The sequence below is a fragment of the Paraburkholderia metrosideri genome, assembly GCF_904848625.1.
GTDB classification, from domain to species: Bacteria; Pseudomonadota; Gammaproteobacteria; order Burkholderiales; family Burkholderiaceae; genus Paraburkholderia; species Paraburkholderia metrosideri.
Genome location: NZ_CAJHCP010000004.1, coordinates 70,028 through 94,031 on the forward strand (window position 1 = coordinate 70,028; position 24,004 = coordinate 94,031).

General features: G+C 61.2%; 21 protein-coding genes. 12 read left to right on the forward strand and 9 right to left on the reverse strand.

The window, feature by feature from the left end; all coding sequences use genetic code 11:
- The first annotated feature begins 223 nt into the window (after positions 1 to 223).
- Genes LMG28727_RS08990 through LMG28727_RS09010 form a run of 5 tightly spaced genes read left to right on the forward strand, consistent with a single transcriptional unit; the run spans position 224 to position 5,785 of the window.
- Complete coding sequence (locus tag LMG28727_RS08990) at positions 224 to 2,515, forward strand: DUF3141 domain-containing protein (protein ID WP_201641956.1); 2,292 nt, start codon at positions 224 to 226, stop codon at positions 2,513 to 2,515.
- 26 nt (positions 2,516 to 2,541) lie between these two features.
- Positions 2,542 to 3,483: a phosphate acetyltransferase gene (locus LMG28727_RS08995; RefSeq protein ID WP_201641957.1), complete on the forward strand. Its 942-nt coding sequence runs from the start codon at positions 2,542 to 2,544 to the stop codon at positions 3,481 to 3,483.
- 13 nt (positions 3,484 to 3,496) lie between these two features.
- Positions 3,497 to 4,675, forward strand: coding sequence for an acetate/propionate family kinase (locus LMG28727_RS09000; protein WP_201641958.1), 1,179 nt, complete (start codon positions 3,497 to 3,499; stop codon positions 4,673 to 4,675).
- 2 nt (positions 4,676 to 4,677) lie between these two features.
- The gene (fabI, locus tag LMG28727_RS09005; protein WP_201641959.1) at positions 4,678 to 5,460 is read left to right on the forward strand and encodes an enoyl-ACP reductase FabI; all 783 of its coding nucleotides are present in this window, start codon (positions 4,678 to 4,680) and stop codon (positions 5,458 to 5,460) included.
- A 25-nt stretch (positions 5,461 to 5,485) separates the two neighbouring features.
- Positions 5,486 to 5,785, forward strand: coding sequence for an RNA-binding protein (locus LMG28727_RS09010; RefSeq protein ID WP_201642373.1), 300 nt, complete (start codon positions 5,486 to 5,488; stop codon positions 5,783 to 5,785).
- Here the strand turns inward: LMG28727_RS09010 and LMG28727_RS09015 are convergent.
- Positions 5,782 to 7,200: an aldehyde dehydrogenase family protein gene (locus LMG28727_RS09015; RefSeq protein ID WP_201641960.1), complete on the reverse strand. Its 1,419-nt coding sequence runs from the start codon at positions 7,198 to 7,200 to the stop codon at positions 5,782 to 5,784. The genes LMG28727_RS09010 and LMG28727_RS09015 overlap by 4 nt on opposite strands.
- Before the next feature lie 102 nt (positions 7,201 to 7,302).
- Between LMG28727_RS09015 and LMG28727_RS09020 the strand changes: the two genes are divergently transcribed.
- A complete protein-coding gene (locus LMG28727_RS09020) occupies positions 7,303 to 8,235 on the forward strand; it encodes a LysR family transcriptional regulator (RefSeq protein WP_201641961.1) in 933 nt (310 codons plus the stop codon).
- Between the two features lie 29 nt (positions 8,236 to 8,264).
- On the opposite strand, the gene LMG28727_RS09025 is transcribed toward LMG28727_RS09020, so the two are convergent.
- Positions 8,265 to 8,564: an AzlD family protein gene (locus tag LMG28727_RS09025; RefSeq protein ID WP_201641962.1), complete on the reverse strand. Its 300-nt coding sequence runs from the start codon at positions 8,562 to 8,564 to the stop codon at positions 8,265 to 8,267.
- A complete protein-coding gene (locus tag LMG28727_RS09030; RefSeq protein ID WP_201641963.1) occupies positions 8,557 to 9,288 on the reverse strand; it encodes an AzlC family ABC transporter permease in 732 nt (243 codons plus the stop codon). Before LMG28727_RS09030 ends, LMG28727_RS09025 begins: the two co-directional genes overlap by 8 nt.
- Positions 9,289 to 9,880: 592 nt before the next feature.
- Here LMG28727_RS09030 and LMG28727_RS09035 point away from each other — a divergent pair.
- A complete protein-coding gene (locus tag LMG28727_RS09035) occupies positions 9,881 to 10,912 on the forward strand; it encodes an SGNH/GDSL hydrolase family protein (RefSeq protein WP_201641964.1) in 1,032 nt (343 codons plus the stop codon).
- A 102-nt stretch (positions 10,913 to 11,014) separates the two neighbouring features.
- Here the strand turns inward: LMG28727_RS09035 and LMG28727_RS09040 are convergent, their stop codons facing one another.
- The 5 genes from LMG28727_RS09040 to LMG28727_RS09060 form a co-directional block, all read right to left on the reverse strand.
- On the reverse strand, positions 11,015 to 11,878 hold the full coding sequence (locus LMG28727_RS09040; protein WP_201641965.1) for a helix-turn-helix domain-containing protein: 864 nt from the start codon (positions 11,876 to 11,878) through the stop codon (positions 11,015 to 11,017).
- Positions 11,879 to 11,958: 80 nt separating this feature from the next.
- Complete coding sequence (locus LMG28727_RS09045) at positions 11,959 to 12,507, reverse strand: carboxymuconolactone decarboxylase family protein (RefSeq protein ID WP_201641966.1); 549 nt, start codon at positions 12,505 to 12,507, stop codon at positions 11,959 to 11,961.
- A gap of 140 nt (positions 12,508 to 12,647) precedes the next feature.
- Positions 12,648 to 13,190 (reverse strand): hypothetical protein, encoded by a 543-nt coding sequence (locus tag LMG28727_RS09050; RefSeq protein ID WP_236591683.1) that lies wholly within the window; start codon positions 13,188 to 13,190, stop codon positions 12,648 to 12,650.
- Positions 13,191 to 13,300: 110 nt separating this feature from the next.
- Positions 13,301 to 13,660 (reverse strand): protocatechuate 3,4-dioxygenase, encoded by a 360-nt coding sequence (locus LMG28727_RS09055; RefSeq protein ID WP_201641967.1) that lies wholly within the window; start codon positions 13,658 to 13,660, stop codon positions 13,301 to 13,303.
- Positions 13,660 to 14,502, reverse strand: coding sequence for a gallate dioxygenase (locus tag LMG28727_RS09060; RefSeq protein ID WP_201641968.1), 843 nt, complete (start codon positions 14,500 to 14,502; stop codon positions 13,660 to 13,662). The genes LMG28727_RS09055 and LMG28727_RS09060 overlap by 1 nt, the downstream gene beginning before the upstream one ends.
- A 448-nt stretch (positions 14,503 to 14,950) precedes the next feature.
- Here LMG28727_RS09060 and LMG28727_RS09065 point away from each other — a divergent pair, with 448 nt between their 5' ends.
- Positions 14,951 to 15,652 (forward strand): GntR family transcriptional regulator, encoded by a 702-nt coding sequence (locus LMG28727_RS09065; protein ID WP_201641969.1) that lies wholly within the window; start codon positions 14,951 to 14,953, stop codon positions 15,650 to 15,652.
- A 5-nt stretch (positions 15,653 to 15,657) separates the two neighbouring features.
- Complete coding sequence (locus tag LMG28727_RS09070) at positions 15,658 to 16,956, forward strand: LysR family transcriptional regulator (RefSeq protein WP_236591684.1); 1,299 nt, start codon at positions 15,658 to 15,660, stop codon at positions 16,954 to 16,956.
- Positions 16,957 to 17,125: 169 nt separating this feature from the next.
- On the opposite strand, the gene LMG28727_RS09075 is transcribed toward LMG28727_RS09070, so the two are convergent.
- Positions 17,126 to 19,267, reverse strand: coding sequence for a tetratricopeptide repeat protein (locus LMG28727_RS09075; RefSeq protein ID WP_201641971.1), 2,142 nt, complete (start codon positions 19,265 to 19,267; stop codon positions 17,126 to 17,128).
- A gap of 240 nt (positions 19,268 to 19,507) precedes the next feature.
- Between LMG28727_RS09075 and LMG28727_RS09080 the strand changes: the two genes are divergently transcribed.
- From LMG28727_RS09080 to LMG28727_RS09090, 3 genes are all read left to right on the forward strand, one after another.
- Positions 19,508 to 19,918, forward strand: coding sequence for a DUF2946 domain-containing protein (locus LMG28727_RS09080; RefSeq protein WP_201641972.1), 411 nt, complete (start codon positions 19,508 to 19,510; stop codon positions 19,916 to 19,918).
- 90 nt (positions 19,919 to 20,008) lie between these two features.
- Positions 20,009 to 22,426 (forward strand): TonB-dependent receptor, encoded by a 2,418-nt coding sequence (locus tag LMG28727_RS09085; protein ID WP_201641973.1) that lies wholly within the window; start codon positions 20,009 to 20,011, stop codon positions 22,424 to 22,426.
- A gap of 53 nt (positions 22,427 to 22,479) precedes the next feature.
- Positions 22,480 to 23,976 (forward strand): PepSY-associated TM helix domain-containing protein, encoded by a 1,497-nt coding sequence (locus LMG28727_RS09090; RefSeq protein WP_201641974.1) that lies wholly within the window; start codon positions 22,480 to 22,482, stop codon positions 23,974 to 23,976.
- Positions 23,977 to 24,004: the final 28 nt, after the last annotated feature.

Here is a 24,004-nt window from a genome sequence, read left to right on the forward strand (position 1 = left end):
AAAACTGCGGCTCGCGCGATGTAACGCGTGATCTGACGGGCTTATGCGATGTCATGGCATTGCCCTGGTTTTTGCCGATCATAGTGAAATCTGCCCTTCCGGGACGCCAAAGACCTCCTGGCTCCATCCGCGTGTTCTCATGCAGGCCTGCGAATCCGGCCACTTAACGCCGGACAGCAGCGGCCACGCAGCAGCGCCGACTCTTCGAGGAGGTTAAGGCGGCATGCATCCGTTCAATCAGCTATCCGATCCGTCCGTTTCATCCGTTACGCCCGACGCTTCCGCCTGCGCTACGCCGTACGCATTTCCGCCGGTCACAGCGCTCGCTCACGCAGCCGCCGACTATGCGACCGACGCGTGGCAACGCGCGGTGCTGTTCGCCGACGTAATGCGCGAGCGCGGCAATCAATACGACGCGCATCTGCACGAACGCACACCGAATGTGCTCGACTTCAGCGCCGAATTGGTCGTGGACGGACGCACGTTGCCGCGCCCGGTCAACTACGGACTCGTGCGCATCATCGCGCCAGCCGATCTGCAACCCGATCACGATCCGGCCGAACGACACGATCCGGGCCGCCTGCGGCCATTTGTCGTGTTCGATCCGCGCGCCGGGCACGGCCCCGGCATAGGCGGCTTCAAGCGCGACAGCGAAATCGGCGCCGCGTTACGAGCGGGACATCCGTGCTATTTCGTCGGATTTCTTCCTAACCCGGTCCCCGGACAAACAGTCGAAGACGTGATGCGCGCCGAAGCCGCGTTTCTGGAGAAAGTCATCGAACTGCATCCGGATAGCCCCGGCAAACCTGCCGTGATCGGCAATTGCCAGGCGGGCTGGCAAATATTGATGACCGCTGCAATGCGCCCCGACCTGTTCGGACCGATCATCGTCGCCGGTGCGCCGGTTTCGTACTGGGCCGGGTGGCGCGGCAAGAATCCGATGCGCTATTCCGGCGGTATGCTCGGCGGCTCGTGGCTCACCGCACTCACCGGCGATCTCGGCGATGGCCGCTTCGACGGCGCGTGGCTCGTGCAGAACTTCGAAAATCTCAATCCGGCCAATACGCTCTGGCAAAAAAACTACAACCTGTACGCCGCAATCGACACCGAAGCGCCCCGCTATCTAGGCTTCGAAAAGTACTGGGGCGGTCACGTGTTCCTGAACGCGGTGGAAATGCAATATATCGTCGACAACCTGTTTGTCGGCAACCGGCTGTCGAGCGGCAATATCGTGCTGTCGGATGGCGTGCGCCTCGACCTGCGCAACATCCGTTCGCCGATTGTGGTGTTCTGCTCGTACGGCGACAACATCACGCCGCCTCCGCAGGCACTGGGCTGGATTACCGACCTGTATCGCGACGACGCCGAACTGGTCGGCCACAAGCAGACCATCGTCTATGCGACGCACGACAACATCGGCCATCTCGGCATCTTCGTGTCGAGCAGCACAGGGCGCAAGGAGCATCGCGAATTCGTCAGCAATATCGATCTGATCGATCTGTTGCCGTCCGGTTTGTATGAAGCGCATATGGGCGCGAAAACCGATGCGACGCCGCATGCGGAACTGGTCGAAGGCGATCACGTGCTGTCGATTTCGCCGCGCAGCATCGACGACGTGCGCGCGATCGTGCAACCGGATGTACAAAGCGATCGCCGCTTCGCCACGGCGGCTTATGTGTCGAATCTGAATCTGGGTTTGTATCGCAGCTTCGTCCAGCCGTGGGTACGTCTCGGTGCAACGCCGTGGGGCGTGGACCTCGCGAGCCGGCTACATCCGCTGCGGGTGCCATATGAGTCGTGGTCGGATCGTCATCCGCTGGCGTCGAGCGTTGCTCAAGCGGCCGAACGCGTCAAAGAAACGCGCAAACCCGCTGCAGTCGATAACCCGTTCTGGCAAATGCAGAATGCCATGTCGAATGCGATCGTGACATCGCTGAATATTTATCGCGACGCGCGCGATGCAGCGGTCGAACAGCTTTTCGAAACGGTCTACGGGATGCCGTGGTTACAGGCGCTTGCCGGACTCGCTCCGCCACACGACGCCGCCCCTGCGCAGCCCGATGACGCCAATGCGCGTCACGTGCCAGTAGCCGCCGAACAGCATCGGCTGCGTGAGAGCATGACCCAAGGGGGACTGGTCGAAGCAAGCATCCGCGCGCTGCTGTTTGTGCGCAGACTGCATGGCGAAGCCGACGAACGCCGCTTCAATCTGGCCCGGGCGATGCTCGGCACGCTGTCCGATCGCGGCATTCTTTCGTTCAAGCAGGTCATTCGCGATCAGGCCGAGTTGCTGCGCCTCGATGCTGACGCGGCGATCGGCGCGCTGCCTGGCATGCTCGCAGGCGTGCCGCCCGCCGAGGTCCATCAGGCCGCGCGTCACATCGACACAATCAGCACCACGCTGCCGCTCGATGAAAACGAGCGCGCCGATCTTGCGCGCGTATTGACTATTTTTGAATCTGCATCAAAGACAAAAGCGGCGCGACGTGCGACCGTACGTCAGAAAGTCGAGTGATCACTCGCCCATCCCGGACCTAAGACATGGAACATAAACGCGAAAAGTACGAGCGGCTAATCGCTTTTGCCAGGACGCTGCCGCCGCTGCCGACCGCGGTCGCGCATCCGTGCGATCACGATTCGCTGTCTTCGGTGATCGAGGCTGCGAACCTTCATCTGATTGCGCCGATCCTGGTAGGACCCCGCGTGAAGATCGAAGCAGCCGCCCGCGAAGCTAATCTCGATCTGGGCGATCTGCCCATCGTCGACGTGCCGCACAGTCACGCGGCAGCGGAAATGGCGGTGCAACTGGTGCATGAGGGCAAAGCGGAAGCGCTGATGAAAGGCTCGCTGCACACGGACGAACTGATGGCCGCCGTGGTCGCGCGCGCCACGGGCCTGCGCACCGAGCGGCGCGTCAGTCATTGTTTCGTGATGGATGTGCCCGAGCATGACGATCCGCTGATCATCACCGATGCCGCCGTGAACATCTCGCCGACGCTCGACGAAAAGCGCGACATCGTGCAAAACGCGATCGACCTCGCGTACGCATTGCGCTTTCCTGCTGCGCGGGTCGCGATTCTGTCGGCGATGGAAACCGTCAACTCAAAAGTGCCGTCGACGCTGGACGCCGCTGCACTGTGCAAGATGGCCGATCGCCAGCAGATCACCGGCGGCATTCTCGATGGCCCGCTCGCGCTCGATAACGCGATCAGCGAGGAAGCCGCGAGAATCAAGGGCATTCGCTCGCCGGTAGCCGGGCGTGCCAACGTGCTCGTCGTCCCGGATCTCGAAGCCGGCAACCTGCTCGCCAAGAGCCTGTCGTTTCTGGCCGGTGCGGATGCCGCCGGCATCGTTCTGGGTGCAAAGGTGCCGATCATTCTCACCAGCCGCGCAGATTCGGTGATGACGCGGCTCGCGTCGTGTGCGGTCGCTTCGCTCGTCGCGCTCGCGCGGCGCGAGAAACTGTCTTCCGCCATCGTCTGAAAGGGGCGCTCGCATGGACGTCATTCTGGTGATCAATGCGGGTTCGTCCAGCATCAAGTTCCACGCGTTCGCGACGAGCGGCGGCAAGCTCGAACCCATCGCCGGCGGCAAGCTCGAGGAAATCTATAGCAATCCGCGCTTTCAGGTGAAGCGGCAAAACGGCGAGATCATCGACGAAAAGCACTGGCCGGAAGGTGAACGTCTCGGCCATGACAACGCGATAGCGTTCCTGCTCGAATGGTTACGCGGACAAGCAGGCGACGCGACTTTGCTCGCCGTCGGCCATCGCGTCGTGCACGGCGGCGAGCGCTATTCAGAACCGGTACGGGTTGACGACGAAGTGCTCGCGGCGCTCGAATCGCTCGTGCCGCTCGCACCGCTTCATCAACCGCACAACCTCGCGGCGATCCGCTCGATCCGCGCGCGCAACCCGCAACTGCCGCAGATCGCCTGTTTCGATACGGCGTTCCATCACACGCAGCCTGCGCTGGCCACCCGTTTCGCGTTACCGCCTGACATCACGCAACGTGGCGTGCGGCGCTATGGGTTTCATGGTCTGTCGTATGAGTACATTGCGAGCGTTTTGCCGCAATACGACGAGCGTGCCGCATACGGTAAAACCGTCGTGCTGCATCTCGGCAACGGCGCGAGCATGACGGCACTGAATCACAGCAGGAGTGTCGCCAGCACGATGGGCTTCACCGCCGTCGAAGGACTCGTGATGGGCACGCGCTCGGGCAGCCTCGATCCAGGCGTCGTGCTATGGATGATGGAAGAGGCCCACATGGATGCGCGCGCCATCGAAGCGATGTTGTACAGGCGCTCCGGCCTGCTAGGCGTCTCCGGCGTATCGAGCGACATGCGCACGCTGCTCGCGAGCGATGTGCCCGCCGCCGCCGAAGCCGTGGATCTGTTCTGCTACCGCATCTCGCGCGAACTCGGCTCGCTCGCCGCCGCACTGGGTGGTCTCGATGCCATCGTCTTCACCGCAGGCATCGGCGAATATGCAGCGCCGGTGCGGGAACGTGTCTGCCGCGCCGCCGCGTGGCTCGGTGTTTCGCTGGACCCACAAGCGAACGCGAAGCATGGGCCGCTGATCAGCGACCCGCAAAGCGCCGTCGGTGTCTGGGTCATTCCGACCAATGAAGAACTGATGATTGCGCGACACGCGTTGCACCGTCTGGAGGAGTAAGCATGGACACACTCTCGGCACAGCCGTTCGCGGGACGCAAGGTTCTGATCGTCGGCATCGCGAACGAGTACTCGATTGCTTATGGATGTGCAAAAGCGTTCCGCGAACTAGGCGCGGATCTCGCGATCACTTATCTGAACGACAAGGCGAAGCGCTTCGTAGAACCGCTCGCGCAGGAATTGGGCGCGTCGATCTTTCTGCCGCTGGATGTATCGAAATCCGGCGAACTGGAGGACGTGTTCGACACGATTCGTGCGACGTGGGGAAGGCTCGACGTCGCGATCCATTCGATCGCTTTCGCGCCAAAAGAAGATCTGCAAGGCGGTCTGCTGAATAGTTCGGCGCAAGGGTTTGCGCAGGCCATGGACATTTCGTGTCACTCGTTCATCCGCATGGCACGCCTCGCGGCCCCCTTGATGGACGAAGGCGGCTCGCTGTTTGCAATGAGCTACCTGGGTGCGACTCGCGTCGTGCCGAATTACGACCTGATGGGTCCGGTGAAGGCCGCGCTCGAAGCTTCATGCCGCTATCTCGCGCACGAACTCGGGCCGAAGCGCATTCGGGTGCACCCTATCTCGCCGGGCCCGCTGAAAACGCGGGCGGCATCGGGACTGAAAGATTTCGATCTGCTGCTGACCGAAGCGGCCGCGCTCGCTCCGATCGGCGAACTGGTCGACATCATGGATGTCGGCTACACCTGTGCGTTTCTGGCGACACCCTACGCGCGACGGATGACCGGCAACACGATCTTCGTCGACGGTGGCGTCAGCATCATGAATGGCTAATGCCACCCCTTTTGCGAGCCTCTTCATGAAGTTGCTGGTTAGCGGACTGCCCCACGACGCCACGGCCGATCAATTGCGTGAGCTGATATTCCGCTATTCGCACGCTGCCTGTCACGACATTCAGTTGATTGGCGAAAGCGACGAACATCCCGCCGCTCTCGTCGACATTGAAAGTGCTACATGGATGGCGTTGAATAACATCCGCCAGCGTCTGCACGGCATGTACTGGCATCGCTGCCGCCTCGACGTGCAGATTCTGTCGTTCTGGGACGTGAGCAATGCAGCCGAAGCGAGGCGAGTGTCCCGAACGGCGTTGCCGGGTTAGGCGCTGATCATCGCCTTCGGCTCGAGAAACGCCTCCAGGCCATACGCGCCATACTCGCGACCTATGCCTGACTGCTTGAAACCGCCAAACGGCGCCGCCGGCTCATGCGCGAGCGTGTTGACGAGAACCCGGCCGGCTTCGATCTGCGACGCCACTTCGCGCGCATGCTGTGCATCGGCAGAGAATACGTAGGCCTGCAAGCCATAGTCGGTGTCGTTGGCAATCGCAATCGCTTCTTCGACATCGCGGTACGTGATAATCGACAGCACAGGGCCGAAGATTTCTTCGCGGGCGATGGTCATGTCATTCGTGACGTCGCTAAAAACGGTCGGACGCACGAACCAGCCTGCGTCGATACCCTCGGGCCGCCCTTCACCACCTGCGATCAGACGCGCACCGCCGTCGATGCCAATGCGGATATAACGCTGCACGCGCTCCCATTGCTTCTGACTGACCATCGGGCCGATGCTCGTTTGCGGATCGCGCGGATCGCCAGAACGCGTACGCGCCACTTCTTCCCGAATGCGCAGTTCGAATTCCGCGAGCCGGCTTTGGGGAACCAGAATGCGTGTGCCCGCAATGCAGGCCTGGCCGCTGTTCATGAAGCCGGCCTGGACGACGAGCGGAATCACCTCGTCAAAACTCGCGTCGTCCAGCACGATAACGGGAGATTTACCGCCCAGTTCGAGGGTCACGCGCTTCAAGGTGCTGGCCGCGGTACGCAGAATCGTCTTGCCGACCGCCGTCGAACCGGTGAACGACAGCTTCGCGACGTCGCGATGCGAACTGATCTCGGCCCCCACCGTGTCGCCGCGCCCGGTGACGATATTGAATACACCCGGCGGCAAGCCAGCTTCGTGCAACGCCTCGGTCACCACACGGGTCTGGATCGCGCTCATCTCGCTTGGCTTGAGCACGGCGGTGCAACCCGCCGCTAATGCGGCAGCCAGTTTGCCGCAGATAAAGCCCGCGTCGCTATTCCACGGTGTAATCAGTCCGGCCACGCCGAGTGCTTGCATCACCACGTCGGCCGTGCCCGCGCGACGCGTGAATTCGTAACCTTCCAGCACCTTCGCCGCTTCGAGCAACACGCTGCTCGCATGCCGGGCCATCCATCGGCCGCGCGATACCGGCGCGCCATATTCTTCGGTGATTGCTTCGTATAACTCGTCCTCTTTCGCGACGACGGCCGCGTGCATCCGCTTCAGTATCTCGATACGCTCGTGCTTGCTGGTACGCGAAAACGCCGGAAACGCGCGCTTCGCGGCAGCGATTGCGTCGCGTGCGTCCTGCGCGTCGGCGAGAAGCACGCGGCCAATCACCTTCTCGGTTGCCGGATTGAACAGGTCGAAAAATTCGTCGCCGTGCGGTTTGACGAATGCACCGTCGATATAAATTCTGTCGATGATCTGCATGAATGCTCCTGGAAAACGTTCTGGATGCCACCCACAATAGGCCTCATACATTGCGTTGACTAGCCGTACAATCTGGCATGTAACGTTGAACAATTCAGGACAATGAAAACGTCAGGTCTGGGTGAACTGGAAGCGGTGCTGGCCGTCGCGCGGCATCGCAACTTTCGTGCAGCAGCGACCGAACTCGGGATGTCCACGTCCGCGCTCAGTCACGCGGTCGCGGCGCTGGAATCGCGCATCGGCGTGCGGCTCTTCAATCGCACGACGCGCAGCGTGTCATTGTCGGAAGCCGGCGCGCAGTTTGTCGACAGCATTGCGCCCGCGCTCTCCACCATCCGGGGAGCGATCGAGACAGCGGGCAGCTTTCGCGACACGGTGTCGGGCATGCTGCGCATCAACACCTCGGCGGGCGCGGCAAAGCAGGTCATGGCGCTTTTTATCGACTACATCAAACGGTATCCGGAGATGAAGCTCGACATCGTGACTGAGGGCAAGCTGATCGATATCGTCGCCGACGGCTTCGATGCAGGCATCCGTCTCGCCGGTACGGTGCCTCAGGACATGATTGCAATACCGTTCGGCGATACGCAGCGTTTCGCGGTAGTCGGCAGCCCGGCTTATTTTGCGCGGCACAAGCCGCCGCGCACGCCTGGGGATCTTCACGCGCATCCATGCATCCGGATGCGGATGCCGAGTGGTTCGATCTATCAGTGGGAATTCGAGCGGCACGGCGAAGCGGTGCGTATCGACGTCAAGGGTCCGCTAATGCTCGACGAGCCCGGGCTCATGCTGCAAGCGGCGCGCGAAGGTCTTGGCCTCGCCTACATGAGCGAATGGAACGTCGCGGCAGACTTGCAGGACGGTACGCTGATACGCGTGCTCGACGCATGGACGCCGCCGCTCGATGGTCTCTGTCTGTATTATCCCGGCCGCCGTCACATGCCGGCCGGATTGCGCGCACTGATCGACCTGATCCGCGAACATGCCGATGCACGGCGGCCGCAGCGTCGGCGTGCCCCCCGCCGTGCACAATAAAAGTCGAAGCTGGTAGCGATTGCGGACCGTCAGCCCATCAAATGACGCAATACACCGGTTGTCACGACGCCGATGATGACCGTAGGCAGCAGGGAAAGCCGCGTGGCAGCGACTAACGTCACGCCAAGCGCAAGCAGGTCCGCAGGGTTGCGCGACACGAATGCAGGCGCGATCACTGAAATCAGTACGCAACCCGGGACGTTTTCCATCACAGCACGCATCCGCGGGCTCAGCGTGCGGTCGCGCAGCGCCACATAGCCGAGAATTCGCGTCGCATAAGTGGACGCGGCCATCAACAGGATAGTGGCCAGAGTCTGGATATCAGGCATCGAGTTTCTCCAGCGCGACGGCGGCGATGAGGCCCGCGCACGTACCCGCGGCAACATACCAGGCACCGGGCACCAGCAGATACGTGAGGGCCGCCGCGACCAGACTGACGAACCACGGGCGGCACGCCTTCGCGCCTTTCCACATGCCCTTTAGAAGCACGAGGAAGACGGCGGTAAAGGCCATATCGAAACCATATCGTTCGATGTCGCCCAATATCGGTCCAAGTATCGCGCCGAGCGCAGTGAACGCGACCCACGTCATCCACAGATTGATGGCGACGCCCAGGTAATACCCGAGGCTGATCTGCTCGACGTTGCGCGCATTGGCATCCGCCAGCGCGAGAGCCCAGCTTTCGTCGCACATCAGAAACAGCGCGGCGAGAGCCCTTGGCAACGGCACCTGACGCATGCGTGGCGCGAATGCGGCGCTCATCAGAATGTGGCGCGCATTCACGAGAAGCGACATGGCGACGATCAGCGCAATGTGCGGTAGCGAGGTCCACAGATGGACTGCCGTAAACTCCGAGCCGCCGGCGAAGTTCAGGCCGGTCATGAGCGGCACTTCAAACGCGCTGAGGCCCTTTTGCGCAGCTTGCGCGCCAAGCACCAGCGCAAACGGAACGAAACCCAGCATGACCGGCAGCGCGGCCCGCATGCCCCGCGCGACTTCTGCGCCGCGCGACGGCTTCTGGGCCGCCATGCTCGGCGTATACAAACTACTCATGACACACATCCTCTTACGTAAAGCATTTGCTGCACAAACAGATTCAGATCCACTTGCATTAGCCGGCCTGACGGCTCTTGCTAACCAGCAAAGGTGGCAGCGCCGCGAACCATGCGAACGCGGCACCATTGATCAAAATTTGCGGGAAAATTGGCAGGGCCGTCTCAGCGAGTACGCGAATCGCTCCGTGCGGTGGAGCCTGAGCCGGCAAAACCGCATAGGCTAGCCCAACCCCGCGCGACGGACTTGTACATTCTTGCGCTTATTCGTGCGCCTTTCTGCTTTCTTTCTAATTGCTTTCGGACGTCGTCCGTTATCCGCCGCGAATCAGTGCGAATCGCGGCCACGCGCAGCGGTCAGCTTGAGCGCGTCTAGCGTGTCTTCATGCACCATCGGGCTCATCCCGAACGATCACATCACGCGCCTACGTTCGCCACTCACTCCCGAACGGCCCCCCAATTCACGCGATCACAGCGTCCGTCCACGACGGCGCACGTTTTTTGCTTGACCGTAACCCCTAACGGGAGCGAGACACACAAGACCGGGCCGCAACAGGGCCACCGCTCCCCTGGTCGGCCATCGAGGAATAACCATGCGTGCATTAAATGACACGGTACGTGCTGCAATTTTTTCCGTCGCCATCTCACTTCTGTCCGCCTGCGGCGGCGGACACGGGGACGATTCTTCAGCCAACTCAGGCAGCAGCACCGCCGCACCCGCGGGCGGCGTGAAGCTGCAGGTCGTCTCGTTCGGCGACAGCCTGTCAGACGTCGGCACCTATGCGCCGCTCGCCAGCGCGCTGGGCGGCGGCCGCTTTACGACCAATCCCGGACAGGTATGGACGCAGAACGTCGCGCAATACTATGGCGACACGTTAAGTGCCGCGTACACGATCGACATCACGCACAAGCTCAGCGCACAGGGCGGTTTCGGGTATGCAGAAGGGGGCTCGACGGTAGCGACACCTGCGGATCAGTATCAGTTTCTGACCGACGTGATCGGCAACATCGAGATGCCGGTCAATCAGCAGATTTCCAGCTATCTGAGCGCGCATGGGGGTTTCAACTCGAATCAACTGGTGCTCGTCTGGGCCGGCGCGAACGACGTATTGCGGGCCGGCTTGCCGCCGACTGCCGGACCGGTCGTGGAGACCGCAGCGAACACGCTCGCCCAGCTCGTTGCGCAGATCGTCCAGGCCGGCGCGACGCATGTGGTGGTGGTCAATCTGCCAAATATCGGCTTGTCGCCGGACGGACTTGCTTCGTCCGATGGCGGCGCCAACCTGACCCAGCTATCGCAGCTCTTCAACACCACGCTGAACGCCGCGCTGCAAACAGACGGCGTGCAAAGCAAGGTCATTCAGGTGGATGCTTACACGTGGCTGAACGGGATCATCGCGAACTTTCAGGCCAATGGCTTCGCCGTGTCGAACACCGGCCAGGCCTGCGATCCCAACAAAACGCCCGACAACACCTCGCTGCTCTGTTCGCCCGCAACCTACACGACCGCCAACGCGGACCAGACCTATATGTTCGCCGACGATCTGCATCCGACGACCCATCTGCACGCACTGTTCGCGCAATATGTGGAGCAGCAGATTGCGCTCAGCGGATTGGGGCATTGAGTTATGGATCAAGCGTTCACGGCGGCGCAGTCGACTTCCCGTGACCGGATTGCGTCGAGCGGTGGATGAGGTGGGCAAACGGTACGCTTTAGCGCGCCCCGCTCATTCACCCTTTCCCTTCCCGGGAAGCGCATCGAGCATTTCCAGATGACGCGCTTCTGTTTCGTCGTCGGCGGGAAACATGCATTCGATACGCAGTTCCTGCGCCGCGACGTTTAGTGGCGTACCCACGCTGGCCACCATCGAAAAATAGTTCAACACGTGGCCGTCCTTGACGAAGCCAATGGGTATTACGGGCATCGCGGCGGAGTCGGCGTCGGGCGTAGCAATGCCAGATCGTTCGGTGGACACCTCCGGATAGACCCGCAGTGCCGCGAGCAGGTCGCGGGTCGGCTCGTCGATCACCCGGCCCACCGACTCCCGATAGACCCGCTGAATCAGACTCTCCGACACGCTCTGCCAGTCGGCGATGAACGGGCGCAAGCCGTTGGGATCGAATACCAGATGCAGCATGTTGCGCGGTCCCTTGCGCGCGGCGAGATCGATAAAGCAGTTAAAAAAGTGCGGCGCAGCGTCGTTCGTCATCAACACATTCCAGTAGCGGTCCATGACCAGTGCCGGGAATGGCTCGTGTTGGCGAAGCATCCGTTCCAGAGCCTTCGTGACACTCTGCATTTCCAGCGCATTCCACGCAGTGTCGGCGTAAATCGGCGCGTACCCCGCAGCCAGTAACAGCGCATTGCGGTCGCGCAAGGGTACGTCTAGCGTTTGCGCGATATCCAGCAACATCTGGCGGCTCGGCACGCTGCGTCCGCTTTCGATAAAACTGATATGACGTTGCGACACGCCTGCATTAAACGACAGATCCAGTTGACTGACGCCGCGTAGGTCCCGCCAGTGACGCAACAGCAGGCCGAGGTCGTTTGGCGGCGGCTTGGCGGCTCGATTCGCATTCGCAGGGGTCATCGCTCTTGTATCCGTCAGGTTCGAAGGCTTGCAGGTTCGTCGTGTCGAGTCAGCATACCGCGCCCTGCTGCCGAACAAATTCACGCATGCCAGACGTGTGCCTGAAACTGCGCTTCCAGCGGTGGCTGCGTGATGTTGCCCACATAGTTCGTGATCGTCGATGCCGCTGCCACCGCAACCACTTCGAGTACCTGGTCGCGGCGGAAGCCGGCGTCGACAAATGCGCTCACGTCTTGCGCATCGAGATGCCCGCGTCGTTCGATCGCGGCTCTGGTCAACGTGGAAAGCGCGGCGTGTTGCCGATCCGCGGGTGCGCGTCCGTCGCGAATCGCGTCGACGTCCGCCGAGGTCAGGCCCTGGCTGAGCGCCAGTGCGGTGTGAAATGCAACCGCCCACGAACACGCGTTGGTGACGGCATTCGTCAACAGCAGGGTCTGGATTTGCGCTTCAGTGAATGTACCTGCGTGGACCTTCTGGAACAGATCGATGAATGCGCCGATCAGCACTGGCGATTCCGCCATCGCGCCCGCGATGTTGGGGATGAAACCGAAAGTCTGTTCGAGTTGCCGCAATACCGGTTGGGACTGGGAGGGGGCGGAATCGATGGAATAGATGGGAAACGTCGACATGATGCGTCCTCGGTGGTGAGCGCGGTTCGGGATGAACCGCGCGACCACCGAAGATTAGGCGCGTGGCTGCGTGTCGCCAATTACATCGGAGGTAATAGGATCTGGCGAATCAGGTCCGACTGGCCGAGCCCTTTTTCAACTTACCGACGCTGCGGTTCCAGCAAGCGCTTGACAGTCAACGCCAGTGGCACCGTGAAGAAGAGATGGGACATGAACCCGCCAATCACCACAGCCGGGTCGTAATAGTTCGGATGGCTGTCGGACGCAATCATGATCGCGACATGCATGACGAGCCACGCCAGCACCGCGTAAAACAGTGCGATGAACGTCGCCTCGTAGCCACGCCGACGAAAGTACGGCCAGATCAGCGCGAACAGCACGCCCCAGCCGGCCGCGAACACAAAGTGAATACCTGCGCCCACGATATACGCCCAGATACCCAACGACTCCTGTACCGCTTTGCCGAACACAAGGCCCGTGGCGTTACGCGGAATGCCCGCCAGCGGCATCATATGCTGTGCGCCGACCCAGACAAGCGCCTCGTAAATCCAGATGAACACAGCGCCGACCAAACCACCGGCTATGCCGGCGCGTATCGTCGTGGCGCGCTTTGGCGATTCAGACCCTGCGGTCCCGAAACGTTTGTCGAGGCCCGTTTCAGTCACGCCGAAATTGCTGCCCATATCCCCTCTCCTGGAAATGCGCCCGGTGAGAACGCTTCGTGCAAACAAGACGGTGTGAGTAACGTAATGGGCGACCTGCTTTCACACGCTCCCGCAAGTTCAGATGGCCCTTACACGGCTTCCGGCACCCTGCGTGTTTTCAGAAACGCGTCGAGCGTCTCGCCCCGCATGCTTGCGTACATGCCGAGATTGGTGATCTTCACCACGCGCGCGAATTTTTCGAGCACGAAAAAGCACACGCCGTAACGCACCAGACCGAGCCAGTCCGTGTTGTCGACCAGCGTGCGCTCTTCTGCAGTGAGCTTCGCCGCGTCGTAAGCGGCGCTGCGATTTTCAAGCCACAGCGTGCGCGCCGGCGCTTCACGCATCTGCCAGAAGAAGCGGTTCAGACGCATCGCCTTGATGCTCTGGCGAATGTCGAACGGATACGTGCCCGTCAGTTCTTCAATACCAATCAATTGCGGATTCATTAAGCCACCTCGTCTTCATAGATGGTCACGGCCATCGCGGTACTGGTCGCAAGATAGTAATTGCGATGCAGTTCGCGAACCTTCGGACCCAGCGCGCCGCGCATGGCGAGCCACATGATCGTCTCCACGCTTTCCGCGCCACCCAGGCGCACGTAGTCGACGTGCTTCATCGCCGCGAGACGTTGCGGGTCGTTGACGATCAGGTCGAGGAACTCCATGTCCCAGTCGGTGTTGTTAAAGCCGCTGCGTTCGCCGTGCACCTGATGTGACAGGCCGCCTGTGCCGACCACCACCACATCCAGATCCTGCTCGAACGATTCGATCGCGCGACGCAGCGCCTGCCCCAGACGGTAGCAACGATTCGCGGTAGGCAGCGGATATTGCAGCACGTTCACTTCGAGCGGCACCAGCGACATGGGCCAGCCGCCGTCATGCGGCAACATCAGGGAAAGCGGAGAATTGCAGCCGTGGTCTAGCGCACGGTCCTGGAAGATCGTTAGATCGAACTCATCGGCCACCATCTGTTCGGCAATGTGAATCGCCAGATCGGGATGCCCGGCGATGTCCGGCAACGGCCGCTTGCCCGCGCCTTCGTCCGCGAATTCGTGGCTTGCCGACACGCCCAGCGCGAAGGTCGGATAGCAATCGAAGAAGAAGCTGTTGGCGTGATCGTTATAGAACATCACCATCACGTCGGGCTTGCGTTCGGCGAGCCATTTCGCCACCGGCTCGTAGCCCTTGAAAAGCGGCGCCCATGCGGGATCGTTCTGCTTGCCCTTGTCGTACGCCATGCCGATAGTCGGCACATGCGAGGTGCCGATGCCGCCAATGATTCTTGCCATAGTCGTCGTCTTCCGTTGCTTCATGGTGCGCGGGGTACGCGCTGAATGTTCGCTGAGCGTTGCGCCGAGTTCGCGCGCCGATCGGATAGGTCGCCTCTGCGGGAGAGGTCGCTGTCCCGACCATCTTGGGATACAAAGATAGGAATTGTGCCGTTTTTGAGAAAGCCCGGGTAAACCACGGCGAGCCATCACGTATCGGAGCAAAGCGGTATGGGGTAAGGTTATCTGACACTCTGCCCCTCGCGGCAGGCCATACAGTACGGGGGCTTGGTTGGTATCCCGAACCGCTGTGCGGCCATTCCAGCCAGGTCTTTACCGGGTCACTGTCGATAAATAAAACAGATGGCCCTGAAAACAAGTCGCAAGTGGCTCCGCAAGCGCGGTTTGAACGCGTGGTGCGGCGCCGCGCGCGTGGCTATACTTCACAGCCTGAAACGAGTAGAGACCGATGAACGAGACCACCCAGCAGGCGATTGTCCAGACCTTACGCGAGAAAATCCTCGCGGGAGAACTGTCGCCAGGCCAGCGCCTGGTCGAGGCGCAACTCGCGCAATGGCTCGGCGTGTCACGTACGCCGCTACGTTATGCGTTGAGCGTGTTGTCGTCGGAAGGTTTGCTCGACCGCTCGGGCGCCCGCGGCTATGTCGTGCGGCGCTTTAGCGTACGCGACATTCTGAACGCCATCGACGTGCGCGGCGTGCTCGAAGGACTCGCCGCGCGCTCGGTTGCAGAGAGCGGTTTGAGCCCGGCATTGGCCGCATCGCTCGACGCGTGCCTGCGCGAAGGCGACGCCATCTTCGAGCAACGGCACCTGAAGCCGGGCGACGACGTGCGTTATGCAGAGATCAATGGCCGTTTTCACGCGCTGATTGTCGAGGCCTCGCAAAACATGGCGGTCCAGGCGGCACTCAGCCTGAACGAGAAAATCCCGTTCGTGTCGCCGTTCACGATCGCATTCGACGAATCCGCGCGAGAGCGGCAATTCCTGATGCTGATGTACGCACATCGCCAGCATCACGCAATCGTCGATGCGCTGAAAAAAGGCGAAGGCGCGCGCGTGGATTCACTGATGAAAGAACACACTCACATTTCGAAAGAGAGTCTGAATCTCTCGTTGCCGGCATTGCACCTCATTGCGGGCGCTGCATGACGAGCATGAATACTTCTCCCGACAACAACCCGGCGCCGGTTAAAACATCGTCGTCCGTGAGCAGCAAAGATCTGCTCAACCTTGCTCAATTGCGGGCGTTTCGCCTGGTCGCCGATATGGGCAGCGCGACGCGCGCGGCGGCGGCACTGTTTCGAGCGCAATCGGCCGTCACACGATCCGTGCAGGAACTGGAATCCGCGCTCGGCGAACCGCTGTTCGATCGCGGTCCTTCGGGCATGCTTCCCACGCCCGTCGGCCGCGCCGTATTACAGCGCTGCGAGCGGATTTTCGCGGAACTCGAAGAACTCGCGCAGTGGTGCGCCGCGCGCCAGGCGCGTCGCCGGCCTGCCGCGGAAGGGGCATTGCCCGCTTATCTGTTGAATACGCGACGGCTGCAGCTCTTTGCCGCGCTTGCGCGGCATCGGCATATGCCAAGTGCGGCTAAAACCTTCGGCATTAGTCAACCGGCTGTCAGCACTGCGATTCGCGTGCTGGAAAGCGGCTCGGGGTTGAGTCTGTTTCATCGCAGCCCACGCGGAATTCTGCTCACCGCCGAGGGCGAAACCTTTCTGCTTCACGTGCGCCGCGCGTTGAACGAATTGCGCCACGTTCCCGACGATATCGCCGCGTTGCACGGCAAGATTCAGGGCGCGGTGACCGTCGGCGCATTGCCGCTTGGACGCACGCTGATCCTGCCCAAAGCCATCGCACGGATGACCTCGGACAATCCGGGCGTACGTGTCGCCACCGACGAAAGCTCGTACGAGACACTCGTCGCCGGTCTGCGCGCCGGCGATATCGATTTTATTCTCGGTGCACTGCGTGATAACGACGCCACCAGCGGCCTGAAAAACGAACGGTTGATGTCGGAAGACATGGTCGTGCTGGTGCGGCGCGACCATCCGCTCACACGCAAACGTGATCTGACCATCATGGGTTTGCGCGACGCGCAGTGGGTCTTGCCGCGCAGTAATGCACCCGCTCGCGCGCTATTCGAAGCGCAGTTCAAGCGCATGAAAGTAAAACCGCCGCTGCCCACGGTCGAAACCGCCGACCTTGCGGTGATTCGCGGACTGCTGCTCGGCACGGATATGGCGGCCGCGTTGTCGGCGCAGCAGTTGCACCATGAAGTGCAATCGGGTCAACTGGTCGTGCTCGACGTGCAATTGCACAATACCCGCCGCGATATTGGTTTGACGGTTCGGGCGGCAGGTACGCCCTCGCCTGCCGCGCGCGCATTGATCGATGCAATACGGCTCTCGGTGGTCGACGTGGCGCGGACCGTCAATATCGGCGCGAACTAGAAAGCGCGTTGCGCGCACGCGGCCTTCGATATGCGCGTGCGCGCTTGATCCATTCGACCTCGCTAAATGCGGGGTTTTCGTAGTCAGGACTCCCCTTTCCTCTTTAAGAATCGATTCGCACGACAGAGAATGCAGCCGACGCGCCAATGCTGATGCTCGCCGTCGAACCCTATGCCGTGATGGCGACACCGAATCGCTCGACACACGCCTGCCGCACTCGCTCCACCGACACATCCCAGCCTTCCCCAGGCGCGCGACGAAAGACGCGCAACGAGTCGGGATACCACGGCGAATCGTCGCGCCCGTGCATCCAGCGCCAGTCGACATCTTTCTCCGGCAGCATCACCCAGCATGGTTTGCCCAGCGACGCGACCAGATGCGCGGTGGACGTATCCACAGCAATCACCAGATCGAGTTGTTCGATGATCGCAGCGGTATCCGCGAAATCCGTGACGAGGGTGCCGACATCGAGAAGCGGTTGACCGGATGGCGGGTTGCGCGCCTCGTCTTCGCCCTGGCCCTTTTGCAGGCTCACGAAGCTCACCCCCGGCACACTCCACAGCGGTGCGAGCGTGGCGAGCGACGGCATCGAACGATTCGCGTCGTTATGGTGCTTCGTATTGCCCTTCCACACGAGGCCGATCTTGCGGTCGGCCGGCAACTTATCAAGTATCGGTTGCCATTGCTCGACGAGCACGGGATCGACTTTAAGCTGCACCGGGCGTGGAATCGTGTCGAGGGTCGTACGCAGATAGAACGGCGCACTCAGGAGGCTGGTCCAGCAGTCGTAATCGGATACGCGAGCCATCGCCGTGGCATGATCGAGCATCACGTCGACGCCCGCCACTCCCGCCATCAACCGATGCAAACCCGGCGCGCAGGCGAACGCGATATGAGCGGCGCCTTGCGCTTTCAGCAACGGCAGATAGCGGGCGAATTGCAACATATCGCCGAGGCCGTCTTCCTGCCAGACCAGCACCGATTTACCGGCAAGCGATTCCCCCAGCCACTGCGGACAACTGAGCATCGAGCGTGTCTTGTAGTGGATGAACGCCGGCTGTTCGTAGCGGTATTCGTATTGCCGCCAACCTTCGTCGAACTGCCCGATACTGAGCAGCAACACGGCGAGCCCGAAACGGGCTTCACCATAATCGGCACGTATCACGAGCGCCTGACGATACGCATGTTCGGCCTCGGGCAAACGCTTCAACTGGGCCAACGCGTTACCGAGGTTGGCATAAGCTTCGGCCAGTTCCGGACTTGCCTCGATGGCGTGGCGGAACGCCTCGACCGCTTCCGGGTAACGATCGGCACGACGCAGCACGCAGCCCAGATTGTTATGCGCATGCGCAATGCCCGGGTTCAGATGGATCGCGTCGCGGTAAGCCTGTTCAGCGTCGGCGAGACGTTCCTGCTTGAATAGCGCAATACCAAGGTTGTAATAGGCCTCGGCATAGTGCGGACGATGCACGATTGCGTCGCGATAAGCCGCCTCTGCTTCGGTCACACGTTCCTGGTCGATCAGTACTGCGCCGAGGTTCAGATGCGCTTCGGCGAACGCGGGCCGAATGGTCAGCGCCAGCCGGCAAGCGAGTTCCGCCTCGACGAGCCGGTTAGCGGCTTTCAACACCCCGCCGAGATTATTGAGTGCCTCGGGATACTGAGGCCGGATGGTCAGCGCCTCGCGGTATGCTGCATCGGCCTCTTCAGAGCGGCCCAACTCCACCAGTACGCTACCGAGATTGTTATGCACCTCGGCGTGCCCCTGAAGACCCTGCATCGCCTGGCGATAAGCAGCCTCCGCTTCGTGCGGACGACCCAGATCGCGCAACACGATGCCACGGTTGTAATGAGCCTCCGCATAGTCCGCGCGAATCGACACGGCCTGAGCGTATGACGCTTCCGCTTCTTTTCTGTATCCGAGCCCATAGAGCACGATGCCGTGCTGATAGTGAGCCTCGGCGAGGTCCGGGCGCAACGACACCAGTTCGCGATACATCGCCTTCGCGGCGGACAGACGCCCGAGCGACTTGAACAGCGAGCCGAGACTGCTATAGACCTCCGCGTAGTCGGGTTTGAGTTGCAGACATTGGCGCCAATAATTTTCCGCATCCGCCGTCTTGAGTAACGCCAGCGAACAGGCGCCGGCGATATTCAACGCGTGGGACCGCACGTCGACCGGCAGCGCCGCGTCGTTGCACGCGGGCGTCACCCATGACAAAGCGTCGGCGAACTGTCCGGCTGAACACAACGAGACGGCCTGCTGGTTGATATCGGCGATCGGGGATGCGTGCGTCTGCGTAAGCGTCATGAGTCGTCGGTGTGGAGCGGGGCGAAGCGCCTGCGCGGCGCCCTTCCCTTGCGGACATAACGAACCTCCAACCCGGACGGAAAGAGGAACGGCTATCACACAGCTTACGGGATCCTGTGCCGCTCCAACGCGAGGAAATGAGCGGCTTTTTGCCGTCTAATCCAACGCTAAACCGGGAATCATGCGAGAAAAAACTGTAAGGCAATGTTAAAATCGCCCGCGCCTTTTATCTCGACCATCATGACGCCACGTTCCCGCAACCGCATGACCGCATGGCTTGGCCTGTTCGCCATGTGGCTCGTCGTGTTCGCGCCGCTCGTGAGTCAGATTCGGGTGGCCAACCAGGCGCATGAGCCTTTCGCTGCGCTGTGTTCTGCACTTCACCCGACGGGCGCGAACGACCCGATCTATGCGAGCCTGGTCAGCCATAGCGGCCCCGAACCAGTCCATCTCAGTCACGACGACGCGTTCGGCGCATGCGGCTACTGTCATCTGCTCGAACATCATGTTGCGATGCCAACCGTCGCCGCGGTCGAGCCACCCGCCGCGCTTACTCTCGCTGGCACCGCGCCCGCCACACTCTCCACCCGCTTCACACCGCTTGGCGCGTTCCCTTCCGGACGCCCCAGAGACCCACCCGCCGCTTCCTGATCACTGCCGGTCCTGATCGCGCATCTGTCGCACCCCTCGCATCTGCCGGGGCGCGCGCGATCGCCTGTTCAATGCATCAAGGAAACGCTCATGTTCAACTTCGCGCTGCGAAGGCTGCCCCTTTGCGCCCGCCGGGGCGCACGCGGCTTCGTGTCCAGACGGTTGTCGCAACCGCTTGTTTCATCCCATTTCCGTGCTGACTGGCGGGCCTGCTGGCCCGCACTGATTCCTGCATTCGTGCCGGCTATCGTTTCTTCGACGGCGCACGCGGAAAGTACCGCTACCGGTGCGAGTACCGAGGCCACCCTCCCGGCGATCAGTGTCAACGCCGCTAATATCAGCGCCACACCGCGTGCCGTCGATCCCAACCTGCCCGCCTCTGTCGAAACAGTGACCCGCGAGCAGTTCAGCAACTGGAACGTCGTGAATACCGAAGACGTGCTGAAGTACATGCCGAACCTCGCCGTGCGCAAGCGCTTTGTCGGTGATCTGAACTCGCTGATCGAAGTACGGGGAACCAGCAACTCGCAAAGCGCGCGCGGTCTTGTCTACGCAGACGGGTTGTTGCTCAGCAATCTGCTGGGCAATAGCTTTACGTTTCCACCGCGCTGGTCGATGGTATTTCAAGACGAAATCCAGCAGGTCGACGTAATTTACGGGCCATTTTCAGCGCTATATCCGGGCAACTCGCTCGGTGCCACCGTGCTCATCAGCACCCGCATGCCGAAGAAATTCGAGGCTACTGCCGACGTCAAAGCGTTCACCCAGCATTTCAGCCTTTACGGCGTGAACCAGAATTTCAACGGCAGTGAAATGAGTGCGTCGATTGGCGACCGGGTCGGCAAGTTCTCTTATCTGCTCGGCGTGAATCACCTGGAGAATACGAGCCAGCCGTTGCAATTCGCGACGCTCGCCCAATCGGGCACGCCCGCGACAGCCGGCGCAACGCCTGTTACCGGCGCGTATTTCTACAACAACCAGACCAATACGCCGACCGCCGTACTCGGCGTGAATGGCGAGGGAATCGAACACACGGTACAGGATCAGTTCAAGCTGAAAATGCAGTACGACTTCACGCCGACACTGCAGGCCGGTTTCACGCTCGGCTACTGGCACCAGACTTATAACAGCGCGACCTCGAGCTTCTTGCGCGACGCGCAGGGCAATCCGGTCTATGGCGGCACAGTGTCGATCGGCGGCTATCAATACACGATTCCCGCCGCGGCTTTTGCGCCGAGTCTGGGTCATAGCGAGAACTGGTTGTACGGCGTGTCGCTGAAAACGCGCAACGCCACAGGCTGGAACGGCGAAGCGGTCGCGTCGTATTACGACATCGGCAATAGTGTCGCGCGCACCGCAAACTCCGGCGCACCGGGCAATGGTCCCGGCACAGTGATTGTCGGCGATGGCACCGGCTGGAAAACACTTGATCTACGGAGCACCTATACGCCCGTCACGACGCAAGCGGGGCTTACCGATCACGCGCTGAGTTTCGGTTACCACTACGACAACTACTTTCTCGACAACCAGAGTTACAACACACTGAACTGGCGTGACGGAGAGGCGACGTCATTTACCAACTCGTTTGTCGGCAAAACGCAGACGCAGGCGCTCTATGCGCAGGACGCGTGGCGTTTTCTGCCGCGCTGGAAACTGGTCTATGGGGTCCGTTACGAGGACTGGCAGGCTTATGGCGGAGCGCAGGCGCTGCCCGGCCAGACCATTGCCTATAGCGACGCCAACCAGCATCACTTCTCGCCCAAAGCATCACTCTCGTTCGACGTAACCGACGATCTGACTTTGCGCGCGTCGATTGGCCGCGCTTATCGCTTTCCTACTGTCAGCGAATTGTTCCAGGGGCAAATCAACGGCTCGTCGATCGTCAATAACAATCCGAACCTGAAGCCAGAAGACGATCTTTCGAAAGAACTGACCGCCGAATGGGCGCACTGGCATGGCGTATTCCGCTTCTCGCTGTTTCAGGACGACGTGAAGAACACGATTTTTAGCCAGACCGATACCACTGTGATTCCCAACGTGACGAACTTCCAGAACATCGGCAAAGTCCGTTCGCGCGGCGTCGAAACCAGCTACTCGGGACAGGATGTGCTGATGCGCGGGCTCGACCTGCTGGCAAGCGTGGCTTATACGCAATCGAAGATCATTGCCAATGCGCAGAACCCCGCGTCGGTCGGCAAGTACTTTTACCGGATTCCACTGTGGCGTGCCGACCTGGCCGCCACCTATCACTTCAACGAACGCGCGGCGCTCACGCTGGCGGCGCGTTACTCGGGGCGCCAGTACAACACGCTCACCAATACCGACACCAATCCCGATGTATTCGGGGGCACCAGTTCATATGCTGTAGCGGACGCGAAATTCACGTTCCGTCCGACCAGGCTAAGTGAAGTCGGCATTGGCGTCGACAACCTGTTCGATGCGCGCTACTTCGTTTATCACCCGTATCCGGGTCGCACGTTTTACGTGGAAGCAAAGCTGCGCATGTAAGCGCGCGGCGCCACGCAACTCGCTACAACCCCATTCCGTCCGACGAGGATTTCATGTCCCACATCACTGCCGCTCAACGCGTAGCGCCCACGACGGGTGCCGCCACTCCAGGCTATCGAACACTCTGGCGTTGGCACTTTTATGCCGGCATCTTCGTGATGCCGTTTCTGGTCGTACTCGCGATAACGGGTACGTTGTACTGTTTTCAGCCGCAGATCGAGCCGCTGCTGTATCGTCACCGGATGATCGTCGATTCGCAGGGGGCGCCCAGGCTCGGAGAGAACGTGCTGCTCGCCAGAGCGCGCGCCGCGATGCCACCGGGCGCGACGGCGTTGACCGCGACCATCACGCGCGACCCACATCGCAGCACCGAATTCGTTTTCCGTCTCGCCGACGGCGACAAGCAAAGCATCTATCTGAATCCGTACAACGGCGACGTGCTGGGCACACTGAGTGTCGAGCGGCGCTTCATGCAAGTGGACCGCATGCTTCATCGCAAGCTGTTACTCGGAAAACCCGGCGAACTACTGATGGAACTCGCCGCATGCTGGACGCTGGTGATGATCGGCACGGGCATCGCGCTGTGGTGGCCTCGTGATAAAACGGCCACACGTATGGCATTTTTCCCGCGCTTCGCGTTGAAAGGGCGCGCGTTGTGGAAGAACCTCCACGCAGTGATGGGCATCTGGCTCGCACTCGGCGCAATCGCGTTTGTGCTGACCGGATTGCCCTGGTCGGGGTCGTGGGGCAAGCAGTTCAAGGCGCTGGCGACGGCGGCAAATCTTGGTGCGCCGGAAGGATCATGGGGTGGATCGCCGTTGCGCTCCGTAGTGCCCGGCATGCAATTGGCCGATACATCTACGCATAAGACATCCGAAGCCGGCCACGTGCATCACCATGAACCCACCACCCGTATGGATTCAATGCCCGGCATGGTGATGGACGACCTGCCGTTGCCACTGACACCGTGGGCGGTAGGCAACACACCCGTGCCCGACTCCGCTGCAACGGATACGCGAACCCCGCAACCACTCCCGCTCGCACACATTGTCGCAACGACGGCGTCGCTCGGCATAACGGACGGCTACAGCATCGTGCTGCCCACGTCTCCAACCGGCGTCTACACCGTGTCGTATTTTCCCGCCGATCCCAAAGACGAGCGCACGCTGTACATCGACCAATACAGCGGTGCGCTGTTGAAAGACATTCGCTATGACGACTACGGCGCGGTGTCGAAAGCGGTGTCGTATGGAACGTCATTGCATATGGGGCGCTACTTCGGCGTCGCGAATCAGATTCTGTGCGCGGCGATTTCGCTCGGCCTCGCGGCGATGGCCGTGACCGGCTTCGTGATGTGGTGGAAGCGCCGGCCGCAGCGCTCGCTCGCTGCGCCATCGCGCGAACGGGCCGCGCCGCCGATGCGCGGTTGGAAAACCGGCCTCATTGCGCTTGGCGTCGTATTTCCGTTGATGGGGGCGACCCTGATCGTCGTCTGGCTCGCAGACCGGCTGATTGTCGGACGCGCGACGCGCAACGTGAGCATGGGCTAGCCGGGAAGCCTCGAACAGCGCCGTTGCC

Bases quoted from the DNA above. Each gene is read 5' to 3' on its own strand.
- LMG28727_RS09045 (WP_201641966.1), bottom strand. From the start codon at position 12,507: ATGTCGACGTTTCCCATCTATTCCATCGATTCCGCCCCCTCCCAGTCC.
- LMG28727_RS08990 (WP_201641956.1), top strand. From the start codon at position 224: ATGCATCCGTTCAATCAGCTATCCGATCCGTCCGTTTCATCCGTTACG.
- LMG28727_RS09050 (WP_236591683.1), bottom strand. From the start codon at position 13,190: ATGGGCAGCAATTTCGGCGTGACTGAAACGGGCCTCGACAAACGTTTC.
- LMG28727_RS09030 (WP_201641963.1), bottom strand. From the start codon at position 9,288: ATGAGTAGTTTGTATACGCCGAGCATGGCGGCCCAGAAGCCGTCGCGC.
- LMG28727_RS09085 (WP_201641973.1), top strand. From the start codon at position 20,009: ATGTTCAACTTCGCGCTGCGAAGGCTGCCCCTTTGCGCCCGCCGGGGC.
- LMG28727_RS09090 (WP_201641974.1), top strand. From the start codon at position 22,480: ATGTCCCACATCACTGCCGCTCAACGCGTAGCGCCCACGACGGGTGCC.
- LMG28727_RS09070 (WP_236591684.1), top strand. From the start codon at position 15,658: ATGAATACTTCTCCCGACAACAACCCGGCGCCGGTTAAAACATCGTCG.
- LMG28727_RS09055 (WP_201641967.1), bottom strand. From the start codon at position 13,660: ATGAATCCGCAATTGATTGGTATTGAAGAACTGACGGGCACGTATCCG.
- LMG28727_RS08995 (WP_201641957.1), top strand. From the start codon at position 2,542: ATGGAACATAAACGCGAAAAGTACGAGCGGCTAATCGCTTTTGCCAGG.
- LMG28727_RS09015 (WP_201641960.1), bottom strand. From the start codon at position 7,200: ATGCAGATCATCGACAGAATTTATATCGACGGTGCATTCGTCAAACCG.
- LMG28727_RS09025 (WP_201641962.1), bottom strand. From the start codon at position 8,564: ATGCCTGATATCCAGACTCTGGCCACTATCCTGTTGATGGCCGCGTCC.
- LMG28727_RS09065 (WP_201641969.1), top strand. From the start codon at position 14,951: ATGAACGAGACCACCCAGCAGGCGATTGTCCAGACCTTACGCGAGAAA.
- LMG28727_RS09020 (WP_201641961.1), top strand. From the start codon at position 7,303: ATGAAAACGTCAGGTCTGGGTGAACTGGAAGCGGTGCTGGCCGTCGCG.
- LMG28727_RS09000 (WP_201641958.1), top strand. From the start codon at position 3,497: ATGGACGTCATTCTGGTGATCAATGCGGGTTCGTCCAGCATCAAGTTC.
- LMG28727_RS09040 (WP_201641965.1), bottom strand. From the start codon at position 11,878: ATGACCCCTGCGAATGCGAATCGAGCCGCCAAGCCGCCGCCAAACGAC.
- LMG28727_RS09060 (WP_201641968.1), bottom strand. From the start codon at position 14,502: ATGGCAAGAATCATTGGCGGCATCGGCACCTCGCATGTGCCGACTATC.
- LMG28727_RS09035 (WP_201641964.1), top strand. From the start codon at position 9,881: ATGCGTGCATTAAATGACACGGTACGTGCTGCAATTTTTTCCGTCGCC.
- LMG28727_RS09010 (WP_201642373.1), top strand. From the start codon at position 5,486: ATGAAGTTGCTGGTTAGCGGACTGCCCCACGACGCCACGGCCGATCAA.
- LMG28727_RS09080 (WP_201641972.1), top strand. From the start codon at position 19,508: ATGACGCCACGTTCCCGCAACCGCATGACCGCATGGCTTGGCCTGTTC.
- LMG28727_RS09075 (WP_201641971.1), bottom strand. From the start codon at position 19,267: ATGACGCTTACGCAGACGCACGCATCCCCGATCGCCGATATCAACCAG.
- fabI (WP_201641959.1), top strand. From the start codon at position 4,678: ATGGACACACTCTCGGCACAGCCGTTCGCGGGACGCAAGGTTCTGATC.